This is a genomic window from Commensalibacter sp. M0355 (genome assembly GCF_016101365.1).
In the GTDB taxonomy this organism is placed as follows: domain Bacteria; phylum Pseudomonadota; class Alphaproteobacteria; order Acetobacterales; family Acetobacteraceae; genus Commensalibacter; species Commensalibacter melissae.
In genome coordinates this window covers 25,193-48,937 of sequence record NZ_JACFQQ010000005.1, presented here as the reverse complement: position 1 = coordinate 48,937, position 23,745 = coordinate 25,193, and the positions used below count along the sequence as shown (strand labels likewise).

Annotated in this window: 11 protein-coding genes; 1 reads left to right on the top strand and 10 read right to left on the bottom strand. The window is 39.4% G+C overall.

What is annotated here, in order from left to right; translation table 11 throughout:
* Window positions 1-35: 35 nt before the first annotated feature.
* The 4 genes from ispG to H3T44_RS08300 all read right to left on the bottom strand — a co-directional run bounded on the left by ispG (window position 36) and on the right by H3T44_RS08300 (window position 4,848).
* Window positions 36-1,160 carry a flavodoxin-dependent (E)-4-hydroxy-3-methylbut-2-enyl-diphosphate synthase gene (gene ispG, locus H3T44_RS08315; RefSeq protein ID WP_110439535.1) on the bottom strand — a complete coding sequence of 375 codons (1,125 nt, stop codon included), beginning with the start codon at window positions 1,158-1,160 and terminating at the stop codon, window positions 36-38.
* A gap of 144 nt (window positions 1,161-1,304) precedes the next feature.
* Complete coding sequence (locus H3T44_RS08310; protein ID WP_198196865.1) at window positions 1,305-2,504, bottom strand: helix-turn-helix domain-containing protein; 1,200 nt, start codon at window positions 2,502-2,504, stop codon at window positions 1,305-1,307.
* Window positions 2,505-2,531: 27 nt separating this feature from the next.
* Window positions 2,532-3,596: a nitronate monooxygenase family protein gene (locus tag H3T44_RS08305; RefSeq protein WP_155567591.1), complete on the bottom strand. Its 1,065-nt coding sequence runs from the start codon at window positions 3,594-3,596 to the stop codon at window positions 2,532-2,534.
* Window positions 3,589-4,848 carry an aspartate kinase gene (locus H3T44_RS08300; protein ID WP_198196866.1) on the bottom strand — a complete coding sequence of 420 codons (1,260 nt, stop codon included), beginning with the start codon at window positions 4,846-4,848 and terminating at the stop codon, window positions 3,589-3,591. Before H3T44_RS08300 ends, H3T44_RS08305 begins: the two co-directional genes overlap by 8 nt.
* A gap of 158 nt (window positions 4,849-5,006) precedes the next feature.
* On the opposite strand from H3T44_RS08300, the gene ubiG reads away from it, so the two are divergent.
* Window positions 5,007-5,759 carry a bifunctional 2-polyprenyl-6-hydroxyphenol methylase/3-demethylubiquinol 3-O-methyltransferase UbiG gene (gene ubiG / locus H3T44_RS08295; RefSeq protein WP_155567590.1) on the top strand — a complete coding sequence of 251 codons (753 nt, stop codon included), beginning with the start codon at window positions 5,007-5,009 and terminating at the stop codon, window positions 5,757-5,759.
* A 142-nt stretch (window positions 5,760-5,901) separates the two neighbouring features.
* Here ubiG and H3T44_RS08290 read toward each other — a convergent pair whose 3' ends face one another.
* The 6 genes from H3T44_RS08290 to H3T44_RS08265 form a co-directional block, all read right to left on the bottom strand.
* Window positions 5,902-7,194: an autotransporter strand-loop-strand O-heptosyltransferase gene (locus H3T44_RS08290; RefSeq protein ID WP_370552745.1), complete on the bottom strand. Its 1,293-nt coding sequence runs from the start codon at window positions 7,192-7,194 to the stop codon at window positions 5,902-5,904.
* A 230-nt stretch (window positions 7,195-7,424) separates the two neighbouring features.
* Window positions 7,425-9,470 carry an AMP-binding protein gene (locus H3T44_RS08285; protein ID WP_198196868.1) on the bottom strand — a complete coding sequence of 682 codons (2,046 nt, stop codon included), beginning with the start codon at window positions 9,468-9,470 and terminating at the stop codon, window positions 7,425-7,427.
* 60 nt (window positions 9,471-9,530) lie between these two features.
* A complete protein-coding gene (locus H3T44_RS08280; RefSeq protein ID WP_198196869.1) occupies window positions 9,531-16,073 on the bottom strand; it encodes a type I polyketide synthase in 6,543 nt (2,180 codons plus the stop codon).
* Window positions 16,074-16,148: 75 nt separating this feature from the next.
* A complete protein-coding gene (locus tag H3T44_RS09130; RefSeq protein WP_198196870.1) occupies window positions 16,149-17,621 on the bottom strand; it encodes a class I adenylate-forming enzyme family protein in 1,473 nt (490 codons plus the stop codon).
* Between the two features lie 93 nt (window positions 17,622-17,714).
* A complete protein-coding gene (locus H3T44_RS08270) occupies window positions 17,715-23,048 on the bottom strand; it encodes a Hint domain-containing protein (RefSeq protein ID WP_198196871.1) in 5,334 nt (1,777 codons plus the stop codon).
* A gap of 82 nt (window positions 23,049-23,130) precedes the next feature.
* Window positions 23,131-23,472, bottom strand: a complete 342-nt coding sequence (locus H3T44_RS08265; protein ID WP_110439525.1) for a DUF6616 family protein — start codon at window positions 23,470-23,472, stop codon at window positions 23,131-23,133.
* Between the last annotated feature and the right edge of the window lie 273 nt (window positions 23,473-23,745).

Below are 23,745 nucleotides of genomic sequence, written 5' to 3'. Positions count from 1 at the left end.
TTAAACTATCCTATGTTTGAAATTATATTTTAAAATTAATTCTTTTCTTTTTTTTGAGCAGTTTTTTCCGCTTCAATCTGTGCGGCTTTTTGTTCAACCAATTGCACAATATGGTTAATCATTTCTTCAGCCGGAATCGTATGATCCTGCTTTCCACCAACATAGACCATATGACGTCCTGATCCACCCCCGGTAACACCCACATCCGTCATGGTGGCTTCGCCTGGACCATTAACAACGCAACCAATGACAGAAAGCGTAATTGGCGTTTCAATATGAGCCAAACGTTCTTCCAATGTTGCAACCGTTGGAATGACCTTAAAACCTTGACGCGCACAGGAAGGACAAGAAACAACCCTTACCCCCCGATGACGCAAACCAAGCGTTTTCAATATATCCCAACCTACAACGACTTCCTCTTCAGGTTCAGCCGATAAGGAAACGCGCATTGTATCCCCAATACCTGCCCATAAAAGTGAACCTAATCCAATGGAGGATTTTACAGTTCCCGCTCTTTTCCCGCCCGCTTCAGTAATACCGATATGCAATGGATAGTCACAAGCTTCAGATAATAAACGATAAGCTTCAACCGCCAAAAAAACATCTGAAGCCTTAACACTAATTTTGAATTCGCGAAAATCATTATCTTCTAGGATTTTCGCGTGCTCCATCGCACTTTCCAATAAAGCCTCCGGATTAGGCTCTCCGTATTTTTCCAAAAGATGTTTTTCAAGAGAACCCGCATTAACCCCGATACGAATTGAACAGTTATAATCTTTTGCCGCCTTAATTACATCCCGAACACGATCCGCATTACCAATATTTCCTGGATTAATCCTTAAACAAGCAGCGCCTGCCTGTGCAGCTTCAATCGCCCTCTTATAATGAAAATGAATATCCGCAACAATTGGAACTTCCACATTACGGACAATCTCTTTCAGCGCCCTGGTACTATCCTCATCAGGACAGGAAACCCGAACAATATCAACCCCCACCTTTTCAGCTTTTTTAATTTGTGCAACCGTTGCCTGTGCATCACTGGTCAGCGTATTTGTCATTGTTTGAACACTAATCGGTGCATCCCCGCCAACAGGAACAGACCCCACATTAATTTGTCGACTTTTGCGACGAATAATTTGCTGATATGGGCGTAAACTCATTAATTTTTCTCCAAGTTAATTATGGTAATGCCTTTAACCTTAAAAGAAACAATCTTAAAAGATCAATTTTACACCATCTTCTTTTAACTAACCAACCCCATTAAAATATGCAATATATAACCGCTTAAACATAAAATATTTGTCCTAACGATTATCAGATCCTTCAGTCTTTTCCTGATCATTATTTAAATTCAAGCCATTCTCATTGACCATTTTCTTCTTATTTTTTTCAGGCATTGCATCCGAATTATTATCTACAGGTTCTGTAACAATCTTTTCCAATAACTCAGGCGTTATAACAAAATGCCGTAAAACCTTTCCCCTTTCACCCAGAGGCCTTGACTGCTTCCCATTATTTTCAATAATGACAGCCCCGGCATTGCCAATGGTCATAACAACCCTTGCATGATCTGATGGAACAGTCCAGCTTTCACCTTTTTGCAATGTTTTTTGCAATAAAATACGACCCTGTTGATCCTGAACTTTTAACCAACTGGCTCCGGATGTCCTGATAATAATATTGTTATCAACTTTTTCTGTTGTCTCATTATCTTTGCTTTCAATATTTTTTACCGAATCAGGATGTTGTTGATCAACCTTACCTGATGAGTCAGATGCTTTACTGGTTTGAATAGAAGAGGGTTCCTGTGGTTTCTGTTGATTGTCTATAGATGAATTTTGTGGAGACAACTTATTTTCTTGTAAAAAATTGTTTTTATCACCCTGCGAATAATTTGCCGGTTCCGAAGCCGGTTCATTTGTTTTTTGAGACTGGGCTACCTGTGATTCAAGTTTATGGATAGCATTGGAAACATTTTGATCCGGTTTTGCATTATTTACGTTTAGAGAGGGCATAACAGATGCAATCTGTGGTGAAATTTTTTCCTGCGCCTGATCTTTACCATTTTTATCCATAATGGATGGAATAGTTTCGGCAGGAACCTTTCGATGATCAGTCATTTTGTACCAGCCAACATATCCCCCGGCAATAATCAGTAAACCTGCAAAAATAATTACAGCGGCAGGAACGCCAGATTGAGGGACAGGAGCAGGAAACAGTAATTTCTGTTTATATTCTGTTCCCTGATGCTCAAAACGAAAGCGCTTGATTACCTCGTCAACATTCAGTCCCAGAAACTCTGCATAAGAACGCAAAAAACCGGCTGCATAGGCTATACCGGGCAACTGATCGATCTGCCCATCCTCCAGAGCCTTTAAAAAAACCAACCGGATTCTCAGCCTCTGAGAAATATCCTCCAAACTCAAGTGCAATTCTTCTCTTCTTGAACGAAGCATTTCGCCAATAGATTGTTTATTCGCATATTGTTCAGGTCCATTACTCATTTGCTTAAAACCCATTATATAGAATGTTCACATATCTGATATACGTTGTTGTCGTCTTACCAAAGCCTCAATTGCCTGTTGCATAAGTGTATGAAAGATATCGGCAACAGGTAAAATTTCCTTTACCATTCCCACGGATTGACCAGCCATAACCGAGCCATATTCCACATCACCTTCCTTTACCGCACGACGCAAAGCCCCCGCCCAAAAATGTTCAATGTCCAGTTGGGCATCTTCTTTACTTAATTCACCATTACGATATTTTTGAATTACGGCGGCTTGATGCTTCATGAACGCTTTTGTTCCTGGATTGGAAAGACCACGCACGGGAATAACTGGAAAACTATCATCCAACTGTACTGAAGCGACGGCATCCCGTGCCGACGCGTGAATAAACGCTTTTTTAAACCTCTCGTGGGCTTGACTTTCTACCGCTGCAGCAAACATCGTGCCCAACTGTGCGCCAGAGGCACCCAATTCAAGAAATGAAACAATGGCATCGCCACGACCCAGTCCACCTGCAACAAAAACAGGTATTTCACGGATAACAGGTAAAATTTCTTGAGCAAGTACAGTCAAAGAAACAGGACCTATATGTCCCCCTGCTTCTGCCCCTTCTATCACCAGTGCATCAACACCCATTTTAAACAAGCGTTTTGCCAAAATCAAGGCTGGAGCAAACGCAATAACCCTAGCTCCCCCATCTTTAATTTGCCTGATTGCTGTACTCGAAGGAATACCCCCTGCCAACACAATATAATGAACCTTTAGACGCAGACAGACATCAATCAATTCAGACAATTTGGGATGCATCGTAATCAGATTTACCCCAAAAGGCTTTTTTGTCAGTGCCTGAGTGGCCTCGATTTCGACAGCTAGCATTTCGGGTTCCATTGCTCCACATGCAATCACGCCAAAACCCCCGGCATTGGAAATGGCTGAAACCAGATGATGCTCACTGACCCAGGACATAGCTCCGCCAAGAATGGCAACCTCACTTCCCAAAAAATCAGTGCCACGTTTCCACAGACGCTTCAATTCCCTTTTTGCTTGATCATATGAAACTAAATCCATATTCATTTTATCAGTCATTCATTTGATCCAATCCATAAGCTGTATGTAAAGCACGTACAGCCAATTCCACATACTCCGCAGCAACAATAACAGAAACCTTAATTTCACTTGTGGAAATCACTTGAACATTTATAGAACGTTCCGCCAATGTTTTAAACATAATATTTGCGACACCAGTATGAGAACGCATCCCAATTCCAACCACACTGATTTTTACAACATCCTCATCGGTCAGCAATTGTGAGAATTTAATTGTATCTTTTGCCTGTTCCAAAAGCTGTTGAACCTGTAACAAATCCGTTTTAGGCACTGTAAATGTCATATCTGTGGTTTGATTTGTCCCGCTACTCTGCACGATCATATCAACATTGATATTGGCCTCTGCCAAGGGCCTGAAAATAGAAGATGCCACTCCAGGAAAGTCGGGAATACCTTTTACAACCACCTTTGCTTCATTCAAGGAATAAGCGATTCCTGTTACTTGTTCTTTTTCCACAATTTCATCCTCACTAACAACTAAAGAACCTGGCAAAGACCCCTCCTTTGACGGGTCATAATCTTCAAAACTTGAAAGAACCTGAACACGCACCTGTTCCTTCATGGCCAATTCTACACTTCTGGTTTGCAAGACCTTTGCACCGACAGAGGCTAATTCCAACATCTCTTCATATGCGATTGCCTTTATTCGTTTTGCCTTTTTTACTATTCTGGGATCAGTTGTGTAAATTCCATCTACATCCGTGTAAATATCACATCTTGTAGCATTCAAGCTTGCAGCCAACGCAACCGCCGAAGTATCGGATCCACCCCGTCCCAAAGTTGATATACGCTTATTTTCATCTATTCCCTGAAATCCGGCAATAACAGGCACAACTCCAGCCTGCATGCATTCTATCAGGGCTGCTGATTCAATCTGTTTAATTCTGGCCCTACCATGCGCATCATCTGTAATTATGGGAATTTGCCAACCTGACCATGAACGTGCTTTAATCCCCATTGTTTGCAAAGCAATAGCCAAAAGCCCGCTGGTTACCTGTTCACCTGTCGCCACAATTGAATCATATTCGCAGGGATCATATAGGGGATTGAGGGTTTGACAATATTCAACCAGCTGATTTGTGACCCCTGACATAGCTGACACAACCACGGCTACTTCACATCCTGCGCCAACTTGTTTTTTGACTGTTTGAGCGACCTTACGAATCCTGTCCAAATCAGCAACCGACGTCCCACCAAACTTCATTACGATCCGGGGAATATCACAAGACATAAAAAATAAACTCCACAACTATTATTTTCAGCATTTAAATATGATATAATGAAGCATAAATCTCATTTTTCTAATATCATTCAATAATTAACCCAATTATCATTTATAAGCAAATAATTGACTTTTCTATTACTTTTCTTCCACCGAGGGTGAAATAAATGCCTATCGATACTACAGATAATGCCAATAAGCAAAATAATTCAATTATCACGAATGAAATTGATCATTTTAATCAGCTCGCAGATCAGTGGTGGGATCGAAAAGGGCCCATGAGCTCCCTTCATGACATGAATGATCTTCGTATTGAATGGATCAACCGCAACCTGAGACACAATAACCAATATTACAAATCCGGCAATATTCTGGATATCGGATGTGGAGCCGGTTTGGCCAGTGAAGCCCTGGCAAATATGGGATACAATGTGTTGGGAATAGATGCCGGAGAAAAAGTTATCAAAGCCGCACAATATCATCTAGATACAACACCCTTGCTCCCTAAAGGCGGCTCATTAACCTACAAGGTGGGGAGCATTGAGGAACTTGTTCACGAAAATCAACATTTTTCTGTCATTACGGCCCTAGAGCTACTTGAGCACGTTAATGATCCTCAGAACTTTATCCATAATATCTCCCGGTTGTTACAAACCAATGGCATGATTTTTGTATCAACAATCAACCGTACGTTACCAGCCTTTCTATTTGCCAAGGTAGCAGCTGAATATATTACACGCAAGTTGCCTGTCGGTACACATAACTGGAGACAATTCATCACACCTTCTGAATTGGGCAAAATGGCACATTCTGCCGGATTACGCATAAAATCTATTGCCGGAATGACTTTCTATCCAAATGGATGGAAACTGACCCAGAATGTAAAAATCAATTATATTGCCTGCTTAACAAACTCATAATTTGTTAACTACAAAATAAATTAAAAAAAGCTTTTAGAAAAAACTAGAAGCTTTTTCTCTCACTCCACCATTATTGGATTGACTTAATCATATCCCTTAAAGAATTTTGCCCGTTGCCCTTACATCCAACTGTTATTAAACCTTACTTGCCTTTTTCATTTACTGGTTTCTGACAACAACCTGGAATGGACAAAATGGTTTTGATAACATGCTGATGCGAAATTGCCTTGGTGCATTCGAACTGTCGGGAAGTGTTGCTATGTTTCGGACAATATAGGAAATTATTATGATCAAATAAATATCGAATATCATTCCAACATCCATTACAAACATGCGTATTGAACACACGATAAGGCGTATTGAATTCAGTTAATGGATTGGTAAATCCTGAAATAACAACGACTGGAATGCCAGCACCCCATGCAAGCCAGGCAAGGCCAGAAGATAATCCGACAAAAAATTCGGCATGTTTCAACCAGCGTACTCTTTCCGTCAAAGGACGCGGACCTGTTTGATCTTCCGCACCGTTTGGAATATGGTTCCAAACAAGATCCTTTCCGAAAACCCTGTCCCTATCAATACAAATTACACGATATCCAAGGCTTTTCAAAAAATCAATAACATAATGCCATCCAAAAGGATTGTTCCAGTATTTACATTGTGTCGAGGCCTGTGTAGCAATGACTACATAAGGTTCTGGAATAGGTCTTGTATCTTCACTTGCAACCAAACGAGGGGGAACCTCTTCAGGATCCACACCCAAAATATATCCTGCCGTTCGATGTAATCCTACCAACCTGAAATCACGAGGTTGCCAATTATTTTGTTCATCCTCAAAAAACAGGCCTATATAATATCCTGCATAAAATTTGTTTTCAATTTTCTGTTGAGCATAAACAGAAGCGTCAACAAATCTGATTTCCGGATAGGCTTTTTCAAACAAATCAATAAGATTTTTTCCCAAAGCCAATGTCAGTTTACAGTCATGTTTCTTCCTAAATTTTTCTGCATAGGGCACCCAACCCAGTGAATCCCCCAAGGATCCGACCGGAAAGGCAATTAAAACTTCCTTGCCCCGAGCATTATATTCATGAACAAGAACCTCTTCTTGCTTTCCATCCCTATGAATCTTTGAAACAATGATTTTTCCATTCATATAATGATGTTTGGCAGTGGTTGCATATCCCTGATCCTGGCAGGTTTGATCCAGCAAGACAACCTCTGTATCAAGATCCATTAAACAAACGCGCCATCCCTCCCCTGCAGCTGGTTTTGGAACATATACGCGTATTCCAAAATTAAAATCGTATAAAATACCCATGGGTCCTTTTTGGGTAGGCTTAGGAGAAGCCTGTATAAATTGATTTACCAGATTTTTGGTGCTATTTGCCGGCTTTTGTTCTGTTTGATTGTTCACCTCTTCACCACCAATCATAGGTGAAAATCGTTTATCCAATGCTTGAATGGCGTCTTGGACCTGCCTGTTTTGTGATAAATTATTTATTTTGTTAATTAATTCACTTTCCTGAGTCTGCTTGTTTTCCAGAGAACTTGATAAATTGTCTTCACCTTTAACTTTTAATTTAACTCTTTCAAACCCTTCTACTCTCACCTTATCATTCTGGGTCAAGATAGTTCCCTTTCAATGTAGAATTAAAATTATTTTTATAATTCAGAATTACAAATTTGCTTTGCTAATAAATGACATAAATCCGTATATGTTTGACATGCGGTCATAAAATCAGATGGGTCAATCTCAACGTGAAATTTTTCTTCAAATTTATAACGTAAGTCTAACAAAAGGTCATAATTAACCTCTTTGTTCAACAATTTGTTGCGTGTTAATTGCTTTACATTCCCCTTCCAATCTTTCGTTACATTTCCAATCCATTCTTCTACTTGATTATATGCCTCTTTAAAAGACAAAAATGCTGTAATGATCGGAACCTGATATCGAAATTCCTTAATGACAGGAAGTTTCTTCTCGCAAAAAGCCTCTCGCGTACGCGCAATCTGAATTTTGCCACTGGGTGTTTTTAAGACACCTCCCGGACGTGTCAATACAATTGTCCGAGGCCAAATCATATAAAGCTTGGTTACCTTTTCATAAATATATCCAACAATTTCTTCATATGACTTGACGGGATTTCGTATGGTTTCCGCAAGAATGGTTATTGATGTTGGATCCTTTAAATTTTCAAGAAAGAAGGTTGTTCCATTAATGCGGATATCAGGACAGGAATTTTCCAATGTGCCACTAATATCGCCAGGATCATATTTCTTGTTGCCTAATGTTATGACGTTGCTGATCCTTCCAGCAAAGTACAATTCATTTTCATAAATGAACCCCAAATCACCGGTCCGTAAATAAAATTCCTTGGAACCAGATAATTTTGCATGAAATACATCCTCTGTTTCTTCTGGACGATTGAAATATCCTCTCGCAACACTGGGTCCAGAAACGCAAATTTCTCCGACCCGTCCATCTCGTAGGATTTGGTCGTTTTCCGGATTCACAATAACAATCTTTTGATCCTCCAAAGAATAACCACATGAAACCAAAATACGTTGATCATTAACATCAGAAGCCTGCCTAACGAAACCTGTCATCAGGGCTTTTCGTGAAAAATTCCTGATTTTAGGGGAAACATTTGCCTTGCTGTTGGTAACGGTTAACGTTGCCTCGGCAAGACCATATCCAAAAATGAAATGCCTGGCCCTGAACCCTGCCGAGGAAAATCTCTTGCAAAATTTTTCTATTGTTTCAGCCTGAGAATTATCTGCCCCATTCACTGCTATTTGCCATGACGATAGATCTAATTTCCTGATCTCATTTTCCGTGATTTCCCTTAAACAAAGATTATAGGCAAATGTTGGTCCACCAGAAACCTGTATTTTATATCTGGTAATCGCCTGTAACCATCTTACCGGTTTTTCAATAAAATATTTTGGAGGCAACAGAAAAATTTTTCGTCCCAAACCTACTGGAACTATAATCCCCCCGATTAATCCCATATCATGAGCGAAAGGTAACCAACTCAATCCGTTGCATTCACTTTCAAGAATTTTTTCACTTGCTGGCTGATGTCGCACATTATACATCAAGTTACGATGCGTAATCAAAATCCCTTTCGTATTCCGTGTCGTCCCTGAACTGTACTGAATTAGAGCAACATCCTTATTATCACTTTTTTTAATTAATTTATCCCTGACATTTAATAAAACCTCCAGGGGAATCCAGACAGGATTACAATCCAGTTTCCGAAAATAATCTTTATATTCGATCAATAAATGACGTGGACCAATAACAAAATCTGGTTGCGCATCATTTAAAACCGTTGCAAATCGTTCATCACTGCGAATAACATCAACATGAATTCCTGAAACAGGGATCATATTGGCATATATACAGCCAAAAAATGCCAAAACATAATTCAAATCATTTTCACATAAGATCAAAACCCTGTTTTTTTCCTTGCCAAAATGATGCAGTCCTGCCGCAATAACCGAAGCCTGATGATCAAGTTGAATGGCCGTCAGAGTGTCAACAGGATCACATTGGTCATTCAACAGCGTATAAATAACCATTGAGGGTGATGAGCATGCACGATGCCGCACCATATCAACAAGGGTATCGTTTCGCCAATCAACAACGTTATGTTGCTTACATGTTCGGTCTTCCGTCTGGTCTTTCGGGATAATCAAAACCATCTTTTCTTTACCAATACCATCACTCGTATCTACACGTTCAAATTTTTACTTGAATTATTCTCAGACATTTTCCAGTGTTAAAATTTCATTACTTTCAAAAGGAACTTTTAACTTTCTAAGCAATACCCGTCCAACATCCTGAAGATTTTCCTCTTTCATAAGCTGTAGCAACGAAATTTCACATCCCAACTGATTACTGATCGCAATCTGCAGTTCCACTCCAATCAAAGAATCAATTCCGAGCTCGGTTAACCGAGTGTTTCCATCAATTGTATCTGCTGGCAATTGCAACGTTTTTTCCAAAATATGAATTAAATTCTCGATGACAAAAGGTAAACGCCCCTCTAAAGGCAAGGTATTTAACTGTTTCATAACTTCAGTCTGTTCACCTGTTGAAACCCCTAATGCGGTCAAAGGCTGAAAACGACCATAAGTTCGCGTAACAGGAAACGCGCTGAACCATTTTGACCAATCAATATCAAGGACGGCCAAAAAGGGTTTGTGAAGTTTCCATAATAATGGCATTACATCGAGTGCCTTTTTGACAGGTAGAGGATTCACTCCAAAATTCTGAAATGTTTTGACAACATGACTATCCTTTTTCAGCATATTGCCACCATCAATAGCGCCCCACTCAATAGATAGAGCAGGCAAACCAATCCTTTGACGATATTGCGCCAAAGCATCCAGAAAGGCATTTGCGGAAATATAGGCTGCCTGACCGATATTGCCAAACAAATGAGTCGCAGATGAAAATAAAACAAAATGATCCAACGCAATATCCCTGGTCAGCTCATGCAGATACCAGGCACCCTGCGCCTTGGGTAACATAACTTTTGCAACCCGTTCCCTATCAAGATTTTCAACCACTCCATCATCAATAATTGCAGCACAATGAAATATTCCCTTTAGGGGATATGGCAACTGTTGCACTTTTCCAATTGTTTGTTGTAGGGCATGAAGATCCGTGAGGTCGCACTGCATTTGATACAAACTGATTTCATTCTCTTGTAAGATGCTTAGAATTTTCTGAATTGATGAATCATTTTTCTTAAGTGAGCGCCCTATCAAGACAAGATGTTTGGCTCCTTTTTCAGCCAGCCATTGCACCAATTCAAGCCCCATACCGCCATAAGCGCCTGTCACCAGATAAAGCGCATTGGCTTCAATCGAGGCAACTTCTTTTTGAAGAGGATTAACCATTACATCTTTTGTATCGGTAAAATTGATTACAATTTTACCGATATGCTGGGCAGAAGCTAATGTTCTGAACGCTTCAACCGCTTTGGCAGCAGGATAGACCTTACAGGGTGGCAGAATAATTTTGTCATTCATTATATCCCGCACAATTTTTGTCACAATATCCAGAACTTTTTCTGGACAAACAGCTCCCATCCGATCCAAATCCATAGAAAAGAAATTAATATTTTTATTGAATGCCTTCATTGGCATCCAACGTTCTTCGGCAATATCTTTCTTTCCCACCTCACAAAAACTGCCGAATGGGGCAAGCAGTTCCAAACTGTGATGTAATGCTTCTCCTGATAGGGAATTCAGGATAACGTCCACTCCCCTTCCACAAGTTACCTGTTTAACCCCATCGACAAATTCAAGATTACGCGAATTCCAAACCTGTTCACATCCCAAATCCCGCAAATACTGACGTTTTTTCTCATTTCCAGCCGTTGCAAAAATTCTGGCTCCCCGCATTTTTGCAATTTGAATTGCTGCCAGTCCCAAACCTCCTGCCGCAGCATGAATAAGAACTATTTGACCCTGTTGTAAATTCGCCAAATTGATCAGTGTATGATAAGCTGTAGAGAACACTATGGGCACAGTAGCCGCTTCTGCATCAGGGATTTTATGTTGATCATATTCCTTGATTTTATCAATTTCATCAGAGGTCAACTGATATCGTTTTGATTCCCTTAACAAGGAATGCGTGGAATAATGGACCGCGTAAATATCCTTCAATGCCAGGGTAACATGTGAAGTTAAACATCCCTTAAACGTAATGACAAGGCGATCTCCAACATAAAAACCAGCCTCCTCCGCCCCTTTACCAACGGCGACAACCTTTGCAGAGGCTTCCATTCCCAGTCCATCACCGTGAAATGTATCCTTCATGACAGAACGCGGTAACAGGCCCATAACTTTCAATACATCCTTAAAATTCAAAGAAGCATCAATAATTTCAAGTTCTACATGACCTGGAGGCGGTGGTTGACGCACAAATGCATCATAACGGATTTTATCCAAAATACCCGGAAAACCAGAAACAAGCCGAAATCCAATTTTTTGAGAATCAAATTGTTCATAAGGAACACATTGCACTTCCTCACGCCTTGTCATTGGTGTTAGACGGGATAGGTAGCGATCCTGACCACGCAAGACAACATCATCCTCCATCTCCTCATCCAGGATTTCGGCTGCAAGGATAGCTGAATCTATCTTAAGATCCACATCAATATCAATCAATTTTAATTTCAGTTCAGGACGTTCAAAGGAAAAAGCCCTCGCAAATCCCCTTAATGATGACTGATCCAAATTAATTGATTTTTTATTTTCATGAATTTGTTCTGATCCATTAGTAATTATCACGAAACGAAAATTCTCTGAAATTTTCTTTTCTTCAATTACCGGTAATCCATGTGACAGCACCAGAGCTTCTTGTACCAGAGACAATCCAATTCTATCTTCAAATTCGTTGTTTCTGGTATAAAAATAAACAACCGCACGACATTGATGAATATTAACAAAAGAAAAAAAATCCTGATAATCTTTTACCTGACCTTCCCGAATATGAAATAGGTCTTCAGTCTCTTTTCCAAACTGCTGACCAATCTTTCCAACAAGAACAGTTATCCCCTGCATCTCAAGTTCTTTTTTCAGGAGTTCCAAAAATTGATCACTATCTGTCAATATCGCAATCTTGGCAATTTCTCCTAGAAGAGATAAAGGTTTTGATTTTTGCCATTCACGATGATAAAGCAATCCCATCTGTCTGGCTTCTTTCTGCTTTTGACTGGCTATTTCTTTAACAGTCAACCCCTTGATAGAAGCAATCAATTCTCCCTTTTCAGTATAAAGATCAATATCACCAGTGAATAAGTCTTCATCTCTTACCGGATTATTGGCATAAGCATATAACTTGCCCTCATGTCGACCATAATACATAACCCGCTCAATAGCGACAGGAAGGAAAGTGGTATCTTTTACCTGTTGTTTTGCACACAAAATTCCAAACAATTGAAAAGCCCCATCCAACAAGGTTGGATGAATACAATAATCCTTGATACTATTCTGTTCAGTATCAGCAATTTCAAGATAGGCCAATACAGCATCAGAATTATGATATAACCTCTTAATTGTTTGGAAAGTCCGGCCATATTCCAATCCATGCTCACGTAATTTCTGGTAAAAGAACTCAATCTGAATATCTTCAGACATTTTCCCTTTTAATATCTGGAGATCAATTCCCTTATCTTCCGACCATGGCATAGTACGTCGCAGAGCAACCGTTGCATATAATTCCCATTCATGCGAATCATTTTTGACTCGCCCAAAAGCAAGTAATCGCCCTGTTAAATCATCAAGGCACCAAGTCATATACGGATAAAAATGCTGGTCAATAATCATTGCCTTTTTTAATTGCAGATCCTCGATAATGGCAGGCTCCTGCATTTCTTTAGGTGCATCAATTGCCAGTTGAGCATGAGCTGCCAACGCGGCCTCAACATACGCCGCCCCAGGCAAGACAATCATCCCTTCAACCTTATGGTCGGGCAACCATGGCATAAAATTGATATTCATCTCGGACAACCAGCCCCGTGATGCGGCCCAATCAACATTGCCTAGAACTGGATTTACGCGTTCCGCCAACCGTGTCGCTTTAGAATGTTTACTCTCAAAAAGGTAACTTTCTCGTGCCCAACGATAAAAAGGTAAATCGACCCGTTTTCCACCCGTGATTTTTTCCCAGTCAAGATCAAGACCTATTGCGGAAAGATTGGCAAGCGTTTTTATAATGGCTTTTTCTTCAGGTTCAGAACGGTGCAAACTATAAGTAACAGCAATCGAACTGTTTAATGTTGCAGCGCATTCTTTGATAGAAGAAGATAAAACTGGATGAGGACCTATTTCCAAAAATAGATTGTGTCCATCATGAATAAGAGAGGATACCGCCTCGGCAAACAAAACTGTTTGACGTAAATTACGATACCAATAATTCTCATCATGAAAGAAGGTGTCATCACAAATACGCCCCGTAACCGTCGAATACAAGGGGATTACAGGCATTTGTGGACAAATATCTTGCACTGACGCCTCAAATTCTTCCCGGATCTGATCCATGATGGGATTATGATAGGCAAGTTCCACCCTAAGAAAACGATTGAATTCTGAATGCCTATCAAGTTCAAGTGCAATTTTTTCTAGATTTTCTTTTGATCCAGATAGAGTAAAAGAACGCGTACTGTTAATCGCGGCGACCGTAACATCTCCGGCATATTTTTCGATTAAATTGACCGCCGATGAAGGTGGCAGACCGACGGCCAGCATTGCCCCCTGACCAGAAAATTTTTGTTGTAATCGACTACGATGGTAAATGACGGTAACGGCATCCTTCAAACTTAAAGCACCTGAAATATAGGCGGCAGCAATTTCACCAACACTGTGTCCTACAATCGCAGATGGTTCAATTCCATAAATTTTCAGGGCTGTCGCTATACAAACTTGAATTACAAAAATGGCGGGTTGAGCCACCGCCGTTTCATGAATACGAGATTCAGTTTCCATTTTCTGCATCTCTTCAAGAATTGACCAACCTGACAATTTCTTAAAATAAGAATCACATTTCCCAGCGATTGTTATACATTCAGCAGGCCCCCTCGATAAGAGCCACTTTCCCATTCCCCACCATTGTGGACCCATGCCAGAAAAAACAAAAACAGGCCTGCTTTGTGTTTTAACCTGCTGATTACCAATTATTACATCCGAATTTACCTTATCCTGTATAAAATCCTGAAGGTTTTGAATAAATTCATCTTTGTTTTTTGCAACAACAACCAGATGTTTCTGAAAAAATGAACGATGCTTTCCCACTGAATAACAGATATCCGCAAGGGATATATCGGTTCCCTGCTCGAAATACTCACAATAACTTTGTGCCATCAATTTTAAGGACGGCAATTGTTTCGTTGATAACGATAAAATATACCGATTTGAAGGTAAACAAGCAGTTTTGCCACAGATATCTGATGATTGTTCATTTTGACGAGGAGCCCGTAAAATAACATTTGCGTTTGATCCACCATAACCAAAGGAATTAACCGCAACATATAAATCATCTGACAAGGATTTTAATGAAACAACTTTATCCTGAATCAGGCGTAAATTCATCTTAGCAAAAGGGATATTAGGATTTGGCTCTTTTAAATTTGCCTGTGGTGGCACGGCTCTATGCTTGACACACAAACAAGCCTTAATCAATCCGGCCACACCTGCCGCCGCTTCTAAATGCCCGATATTTGCCTTTACAGATCCTATGATAACAGGTTGTCCGTTCGGTCGGCTTTTGCCAATTGTATTGGAGATTGCCTGAGCTTCCAAAGGATCTCCCACAGGTGTCCCTGTTCCATGCGCCTCAACATAAACGATATCTCCCAATTGTACATTGGCCTGTTGAGCAACTTGATGAATTAGTTTTTCCTGTGCACGCGCATTTGGAACGGTTAATCCTTCATTATGTCCATCCTGGTTAATTCCAACCCCGCTAATGACTGCATGAATTTTATCTCCATCACGCACAGCATCTTTCAGCCGTTTAAGAACAACAATACCACAACCCTCTCCCCTGCCATATCCGTCAGCAGAAGCATCAAAGCTTTTACTTTTTCCATCTTCGGCCATGAAATTGGCCTTGGCGACAATAGCACCGGATTGATCCGTGATCATCAAATTAACGCCGCCGGCCAAGACCATATCACTATCGCCATTTCTCAGACTTTGACACGCCAGATGAATTGCGGTTAAAGAAGATGAGCAGGCTGTATCAAGAACAAGCGAGGGACCACAAAAATCAAAAAAATAAGAAAGTCTGGCAGAAAGCATAGTAATCGGCAAAGTTGTAGGAAGAAAATTTCTTTCTATTTCCCCTTCTTTCGCTTCGCTAACAGAGTGTTTCGTTAACCAGTCCGTCGCAAAGACACCTATAAATACGCCCACTTTTTGTCCAGCATAGGATGATGGAACAAGACCCCCCTCTTCTAGCGCCTCCCACGCGACTTCAAGTAATATTCTTTGTTGTGGATCACATTGTACAGCCTCTTTAGGAGACATACCAAAAAACAAGGGATCAAATTCAACTATAGGCTGTGTCAGAAAACTGGCATTTAGAAAAAAGCTTTTGGCAATAACTGAATTATCCTGATCATAGGCCGTCCGCCAGTTCCAACGATCAGGCAAAATACGGCTAACCGTTTCTTTTTTCTGACAAATAGCCTCCCAAAAACTTGAAAGATTGAAAATATCTCCTGGGAATCTACAGCCTATACCAACGATTGCAATTTCTTCGTTACTATATTTGTTTATTAGTCTTCCCATAAAATAACACTTTCTTTTTTCTATAATTATTTATTATATTTTCTCATTAATAAAATATTCTATCTCGAATTTTTATTAAATGGTTTCAATATATTGCATTGCCAGCTTTTCTAGATGATTGCGCAACACATGTCCCTCTTCATCCCTCGGAATGGAATTAACCCATAAGACACTTACATCGGGCAGGTTATAAAATTCTTTTTCCAATATCCTGGCAATTTGATCAATATCAAAATTATCTCCGCGAACAATAGCTAACCAGGGTTGCTGAATTCCATCGTTATCAGGCATGGAAAACAGAGCCGCATCTTTTATACCTTCTATACTGCAAATGACTGCGTCAATTTTATTAGCGTAAAATTTATCACCTCCAAAATTGTAAAGTTCATCTACACGACCAATCAGCCTTAAAAGACCTTCCTCATTCAATATTCCTAAATCGCCGGGATAGAACCAACCATTTTTAAACTGTTTATGAGTATCCAGAACATTTTGGAAAAATTTCTGTACGATATTTGGACTTTTAATTCGGATATTACCTATCTCACCATATGTTAGTGGATGGTCTTGATCATCAACAACCTGCACATCAATCCATGGCATGATCCACCCCGCTGTGTCATCATGGTTGATTTGATCAATATTGATCGAAGCGATAACCCCTGCCTCACTTGTCGCATAGGTAACATTCAGATTTTTTGTCAGACGTTGCTGAACAAAATGACGTAAACCATTAGGAAAATTACCAGCAACGACAATTAATCTTAAATGATCCTGTCTGGGTATATCTTCTGGCAAATTTTCTGCAATCAATTGAAGCTGTGCAGGCGAAATAACCATCAAATCAGGTGACAACATGGCAATAGCGGCAAAATACTGCTCGCGATCAGCCATAATAATTGTCCCGCCGATTGACCAGATGCTTAGATAGCATAAAAATCCATGCAAACTGCCAAAAGCTAATGTGGGTAGCAATGTTGGATATCTCGGAATTTCCGACATAAGAGACCAGCTGATTTTTTCCTGGGTAATCATCCTTATGACAGATGATTCAATCATTGAGGCTGTATAATCAATTCTATGCCGCATGAAAGACGTTCCAGCCGCAATTGAAACACGTACAATACGATCCGGTTCATAGAGCGTATAAATGGGATCAGGTTTGAAACGCTTCATGGCCTGATCATACCAATTCAAATCAAGCACGTGTATTTTAGCTGCCGTATCAATATCAAAAAGCGTATCGCTAATAATTGCATCAGGCTGCAATATAGCAATCTCCTTTTCAGCAATCTCGCTATTACTGGACACTGACGCTGAAGCGACACCAATTCGGCTTAGCGCCATTAAAAGCATCCAGTGAATATGTACTTGCTTATAATTAACAGCCACAATTTCGGAACTATTATCAATAACGTCCAATAAAGCATGTGCAAGCCGATTTATGTCTCTATTCATTGCCGCAAAAGTAATTGAGCCTTCGAATGAACGGATAGCAATTTTATCCGGTGCAACTTTTGCAACATAATCTATGAAGCGATCAAACACGTCTGTTTTTCCCTTAAATAAAAGCTTCCCTTTTAGCTATAATAAAAGGAAAGCTCTATTAACCCTATTTAACTGGATAATCAACAAATTGCTTTATGCCAGTTTCATCATTTCATTAATATCATCTTCAACAAAATAAGAAGCTGTATCTGTCAGCTCAACCCGGATCAATTTTTTCCCAGTGCCAAATCTTGTTATCTCAATTGGCAATTGCGCCAATCCCATTGTCCAACGATCTGTTCTATCAGGCTCAATGCTATGCCAACCTGAAAGTTCCGAAATATCAGTCGGGAACATGATCAGGGTTCTATTAGAAATCACGCTAATTTTCGAAACCAAAACACCTAGTGTCCGTCTATCATCTATAAAGGGTCCAATAACATCTGAAGGTAAAGATGTTTTTGAATTCATGGCTACAACATAAGTACCATCAGGAATAAAGAAACTGTAAATATTATCCTTGAAATGAACAGGCTTAATCTTTTTCCCCTTATCAGTAATAAGGCATAAATCAGGATTACGGGTTATCGCTCTTTTTATGACAGGTTTATACCCCAGCTGAGTTGCCCTGCGATCCAAACGATTCCAAATCGGTTCAACCTTGCTTCTGGAAACAGTCAATGGTGCAGCTGCGTCATTTTCCCAGCTTTTATGACCTGCATGTTCATTAAACTCCAGACCGAAATTAACAATATCGTTATCAAATAGATACTTATCATCTGTATTTAAATAAGATTCAGTCATCAGATTTTCTGATAGCAAAATCGAGTGTTGTTCTGTTTCAACATGATAAATCTGGAATTTGTCCCGGGATTTATCAATAACAATCGAACGGCCATTAACCAACATACGGACAGGAATCAAGCCACCATCAATATACACGGTATGTTCAGGGGTTAAATATAAATCACGATGCGGTTTATTCAGACCAAATGCGTGTGCTTTGATACAAACTGGATACAAATCGTTTCTATTTTTACCTTGATCCACGGAAATATCCGTTTTACCAATCCAAACAATTTTACGGTTTATCCTTCCATTATTACAAATAGCCACAACCTCATCACCAACGGAAAGAGATTCAACCGGTTTTTCACCTTTAGATGTAAGAATGTTTGTTCCCAATAGAAAGCATTTTGTTATATCAAAATAGGAATTACCATCAGAACCCCGAACAATATTTACATTAGGCAATGCCTGATTGCTGTCCCCTGCATCATAACGAAAAGAGGCAATAGTTTTGGATGTTTTTCCATCATTGTGAATAATGGATAAAATACCGTCCTTATAACATGTATAAAAAGTGTTAACATCCGATGACCCAGTATCATTTTCAAATAACAGATGATCATCGAGTTTAAAATTCTTGATCACCAAATGACCATCGACATCTTCAATGCTACCATGATATTCGTAAACGCCATTGGCTTCATTATTAAAATCAGCAATCAAATCATTTGAAGAACTTGACCTTGTTATTTGTTGACCATTAACGATAACACGGGCACCATTATGAATAATGATTGTCGGCATATCTGTACCAACATTGGTGGCATTGATTGAACGAATATTCAAAACTGCATCATTATCCAATTCTATAACACCCGGATTTACACCGTCCATTGTTAGAGAACCAATATCAACTTCAGAATTTTGTGCGATTTTTATCCGACCATTACCGCTCAATATTACATTGGATAAAGAAACAACATTGGACTCTGCACTGTTATAATTCAGATTTGCGACACCACCATTACTCATGTCCAGGTTATGAACAGTGACATACGTCCCATCCAGATTAATGGATGCATTCTTGTTCAACATCACTGTATCTAAGATAAGATTGTTTGCCAAACCAGTAGAAAAGTTAACCATACCCGTTAAATTCACGTCACCAAAATTACCGGTAGCACCATCCGCGACAGCAAATGTTTTGGCTAGACTTGATGAATTCGATAGATTCCATCCTTTCACATCATAGATATCATTCAAGCCCAAAGTGAAATTGTTCGTATTCAAATCAGCAGTAACCGTTCCGGCCGTAAAAGCAACATTATTATTTAGTATAAAATTATTACCGGTACCTGATAACGTGACATTGCCAAAGGTCAGATTACTCATATTACCTGTATTGAACGCGATATTTCCCAATAAATTCACGTCACCAAAATTACCAGCCGCATCATCCTTAATGGAAAAGCTTTTTGCAAGACTTGATGAATTCGATAGATTCCATCCTTTCACATCATAGATATCATTCGAACCCAGAGTGAAGTCGTTCGTATTCAAATCAGCAGTGACTGTTCCAACCGTAAAAGCAACATTATTATTTAGTATAAAATTATTACCGGTACCTGATAACGTGACATTGCCACCACCTAAGTTAACCGATGCATTCGTTACAGCTGTAAATGATGTATTGCTACCCAGACTTATCCCAGTTCCTGTAATTGATCCTGAAACATTAAATTTGTTATTATCGCCAAGGGATATATTGCCAAACTCAAGATTATTCGCATTACCCGTATTGAAGGTGACATTTTTACCCAATAAATTTACATTACCAAAATTGCCGGTAGCTCCATTCCCGACAGTGAATGTTTTGGCAGGACCTGACGTATTTGATAAATTCCAACCTCTTAGATCATAAAAATCATTCGAGCCTAGGATAAAATTGTTCGTATTCAAATCAGCAGTGACTGTTCCAGCCGTAAAAGTAACATTATCATTTAATTTAAAACTATTATTTTTATTCGATAACGTGACATTACCACTACCAAAATTAACCGATGCATTTGTTGCAGCTGTAAACGATGTATTGCTACCCAGGCTTATACCAGCTCCCTTGATTGATCCTGAAACATTAAATTTGTTATTATCGCCAAGGGATATATTGCCAAACTCAAGATTATTCGCATTACCCGTATTGAAAACCGTTTTATCAACCGTGGTTGTATCACCTATATATCCTGTAGCTCCATCCCCTAATGTTACCGTTCGGGATACATTAACATCAAAATTATGAACATCAAAATCAACATTTTTTCCTATCGTTAAAGAACCTCCGCGATAACCGATAATAATTCGGTCTGCAGAAATACCAGCATTATCACCGATAGTGAACGTTTCACCATTACCTATTAGCTGGATAGCACTCGCGACAATCCTACCTTCATTGCCAACAGAAATAATGCTTTTACTACCATTCTGAAGCAGCGTTTTTGCAGCGGATAAAACTCCCCCATTTCCTATAGTCAACAGCTGGTTTATTCCATCTATATTTAAATTGCCATCGGTAGTTTCCAATAAAGATTGGCTACCCAACATCACTGAATTTGCATTACCATTCAGATTGATGTCACCACTTATTGTCATTGAGGTTAGATTGCCGGCAGAAATCAATGATCTTGATGTAGGATGATTGGTCTCTGAACCAATCCCTCTAAAATCACCAAGATACATCCCGTTTCCTTGAATGCCGACATTATCACCAATATTTAACCGATCAAAGCTGCCATCAATGGTAATATCTTGGGTCAAGCTGACTTGATAACCATCCCCAATATGAATCGACGCACTTGAATTATTCTGGTATATATAACTGGATCCGTTTATGGGAACTTCCAGATTTTCAATGTAATATCGACCCATACGAATGTACCCAGCATTCAGAACACCTCCCTGCAAATCGACATATCCCTGGTTTTCATTAATAACAATACCAGAACCCAAACTGATATTTGCCCCTGAGCCAATGACAACGCTATTATTTGAACCGACCTTGAATTCAGCCAGGGCATTACCATCACTGTCTATAAAATTTGAATTGGAAGTATCTTTTAAATAATGTCCCAGAGAAATTATATTCGCTTCAAGCGCAAGTCCTGTTCCAAACTGTAAAAGTGAATTACTGGCATCTAATCTTATCACACCATCCTCTGCAAAGGATGGAGCATTGGCCATCGGATACAAATTTTCATAACCTAGAGAAATATTGGCATCGTTACCGATAGACATATAGGCAGTGCGGTACTTGGAATCCTCATCAATAATTCGGTCCATACTATTTTGACCATAACCGACTGATATTTCAGCCCCTGTTAGGGTCAAATTATCCCCCACTGTAACGGATGCCCCTGCCTCAGCTGCAAATATGCCGGCATTTCTGTTGGTAAGATGAATGACATTATCATCACCAATTATCAGCTGCGCCGCCTTCCCCGAAGCGGACAGATCCATATAACCGGCACCCATACCACCAGCAATGGTAAACCTGTTTCCCAAGCCAGTGGACATATACCCACCTGAACCGACAAACACACCACTTCCTGTATGGGCCCAACCATTGGATCCAACACTTATCTCTGTATCACTTCCAATTGTCATGGAGGCCAACATATAAACCCCCAATGTACCTCCGACATTAATCTTGTTATTATTGCCTACACGTGTCCAATTGGCTGGTTTATCGGGTCGAATATCACCAACAAGCCCCCAATTTCCATCAACATCCATTTTTACATGATTTTGGGTTGAAACAGCACCTGTTCTCTGGTTTTCCATACCTGAACCAATGGATTGACCTGCATAGGATTTATCCGCCGCTCCACCCAAAAATCCATTAACACTTAGATATGACCCTTCATCCAGGATCAGCGATGCGGAACCCGTTGCACTTTTTTCATTATAACCTAATTGTAAATTTCCCGTTCCAAAGGCATCATATCCTGAACTGTTTGTGTCTCCCACATAAAGTTTGTTGCCAGCCCTCACTTCCATGGTTGCCTTGTTGTCACCCGCACTAACCATAACGCCGGTTTTATTCCAGATAATCATGTGTCCTGGACCATTCTGGGCACTGATCAAATTATCAATCTGGCTTAGAAATTTTTGCCCCCAATCCTGTTCTTTTATAAGTTTTCTAACGATGGGATTAGTGATATCTACCCCATTCTTTTTTAATAGATCCCTAAGCGTGGCTCCAACAACAAGTTGCAATCCATCACCTATCAACAGGTCATTACCTTGACCCGGATCATTGATAACAATCCTGGAGGAATCAGGATCAAGTGCGTTTGCAAACAAATCCCAGCCTTGTCCAGCCGCCGCTGCAATCGTGCTCATCATGTCGGTAGGATCTGTCATGGAAAATGTCAAAGATGTAAAATTAAAGGCAAATGTATTATCATTAAACCCATTAGGATCAGGTTCATAACCCGATCCCCATTCAGGATGCGCCTGAGATGGATCATATTCAATAGAGTTGCTTGTAGCACCGGGAATTGGCTGAAGCATGGCAAACGTTGACGTATGATCAAAACTTGAGGAAGAAATTAAGGAGGAAGTTACTGAAGAATCGTCAGATACGGGAACTGAATCTTCACCACTTCTCAATGTGGCTGCATCTTGTACACGTGTAGGCTGCATTAATTTCATCCTTAATTAAAGTCAATGATATTTTTAAATATTGTTCAATTGATTAATATGATCTAGTTAAATATATCTGGCATTATTCTCTTAAAATAACTTCCGCAAATTGAGGGATAGTCAAAGCTTTCCCCCCAATATTGACCAATTCAAAATATTCATTCCATTCACTTTCTTGAAAATGTCTAACTATATATGAAGTCAACTCATTAATTGGTACAGACCAGGTTACATAATATTCCGCATCCACTGCACGAGGAACTTTTCCGTCTATTTGACCAATAGCGATTAACTGGACCCGATTTTCACCTGCCAAGGTTGATAGACTTGAAATCATGCGTTGCAAAACTTGTTCTTTGATTGCCTTTGTAAGCTTTATCCATTTTTCCCTACCGGTAAAAACCTGGGTAAATACATAGGCCATAATATTTCCTTTTAATTCGCCATTTTTATATAAAATCAGTTTCCTAATCTTTATATAAAAAGATTTTTAAATAAGATAAAAAATATGTAATTGATTCAACAAATAAAATTTATCTTTAATAATATCAATAAAAATACAAAGAATAAATCATTAATTTAATACGATTTATTTATTATTGATATAATTTAACGAATATTTATAAAATCTATTCTTTAATTTAATAATAATTTATTCGAAATATAAAATATAATAATAATTAAGAGCGTAACCATT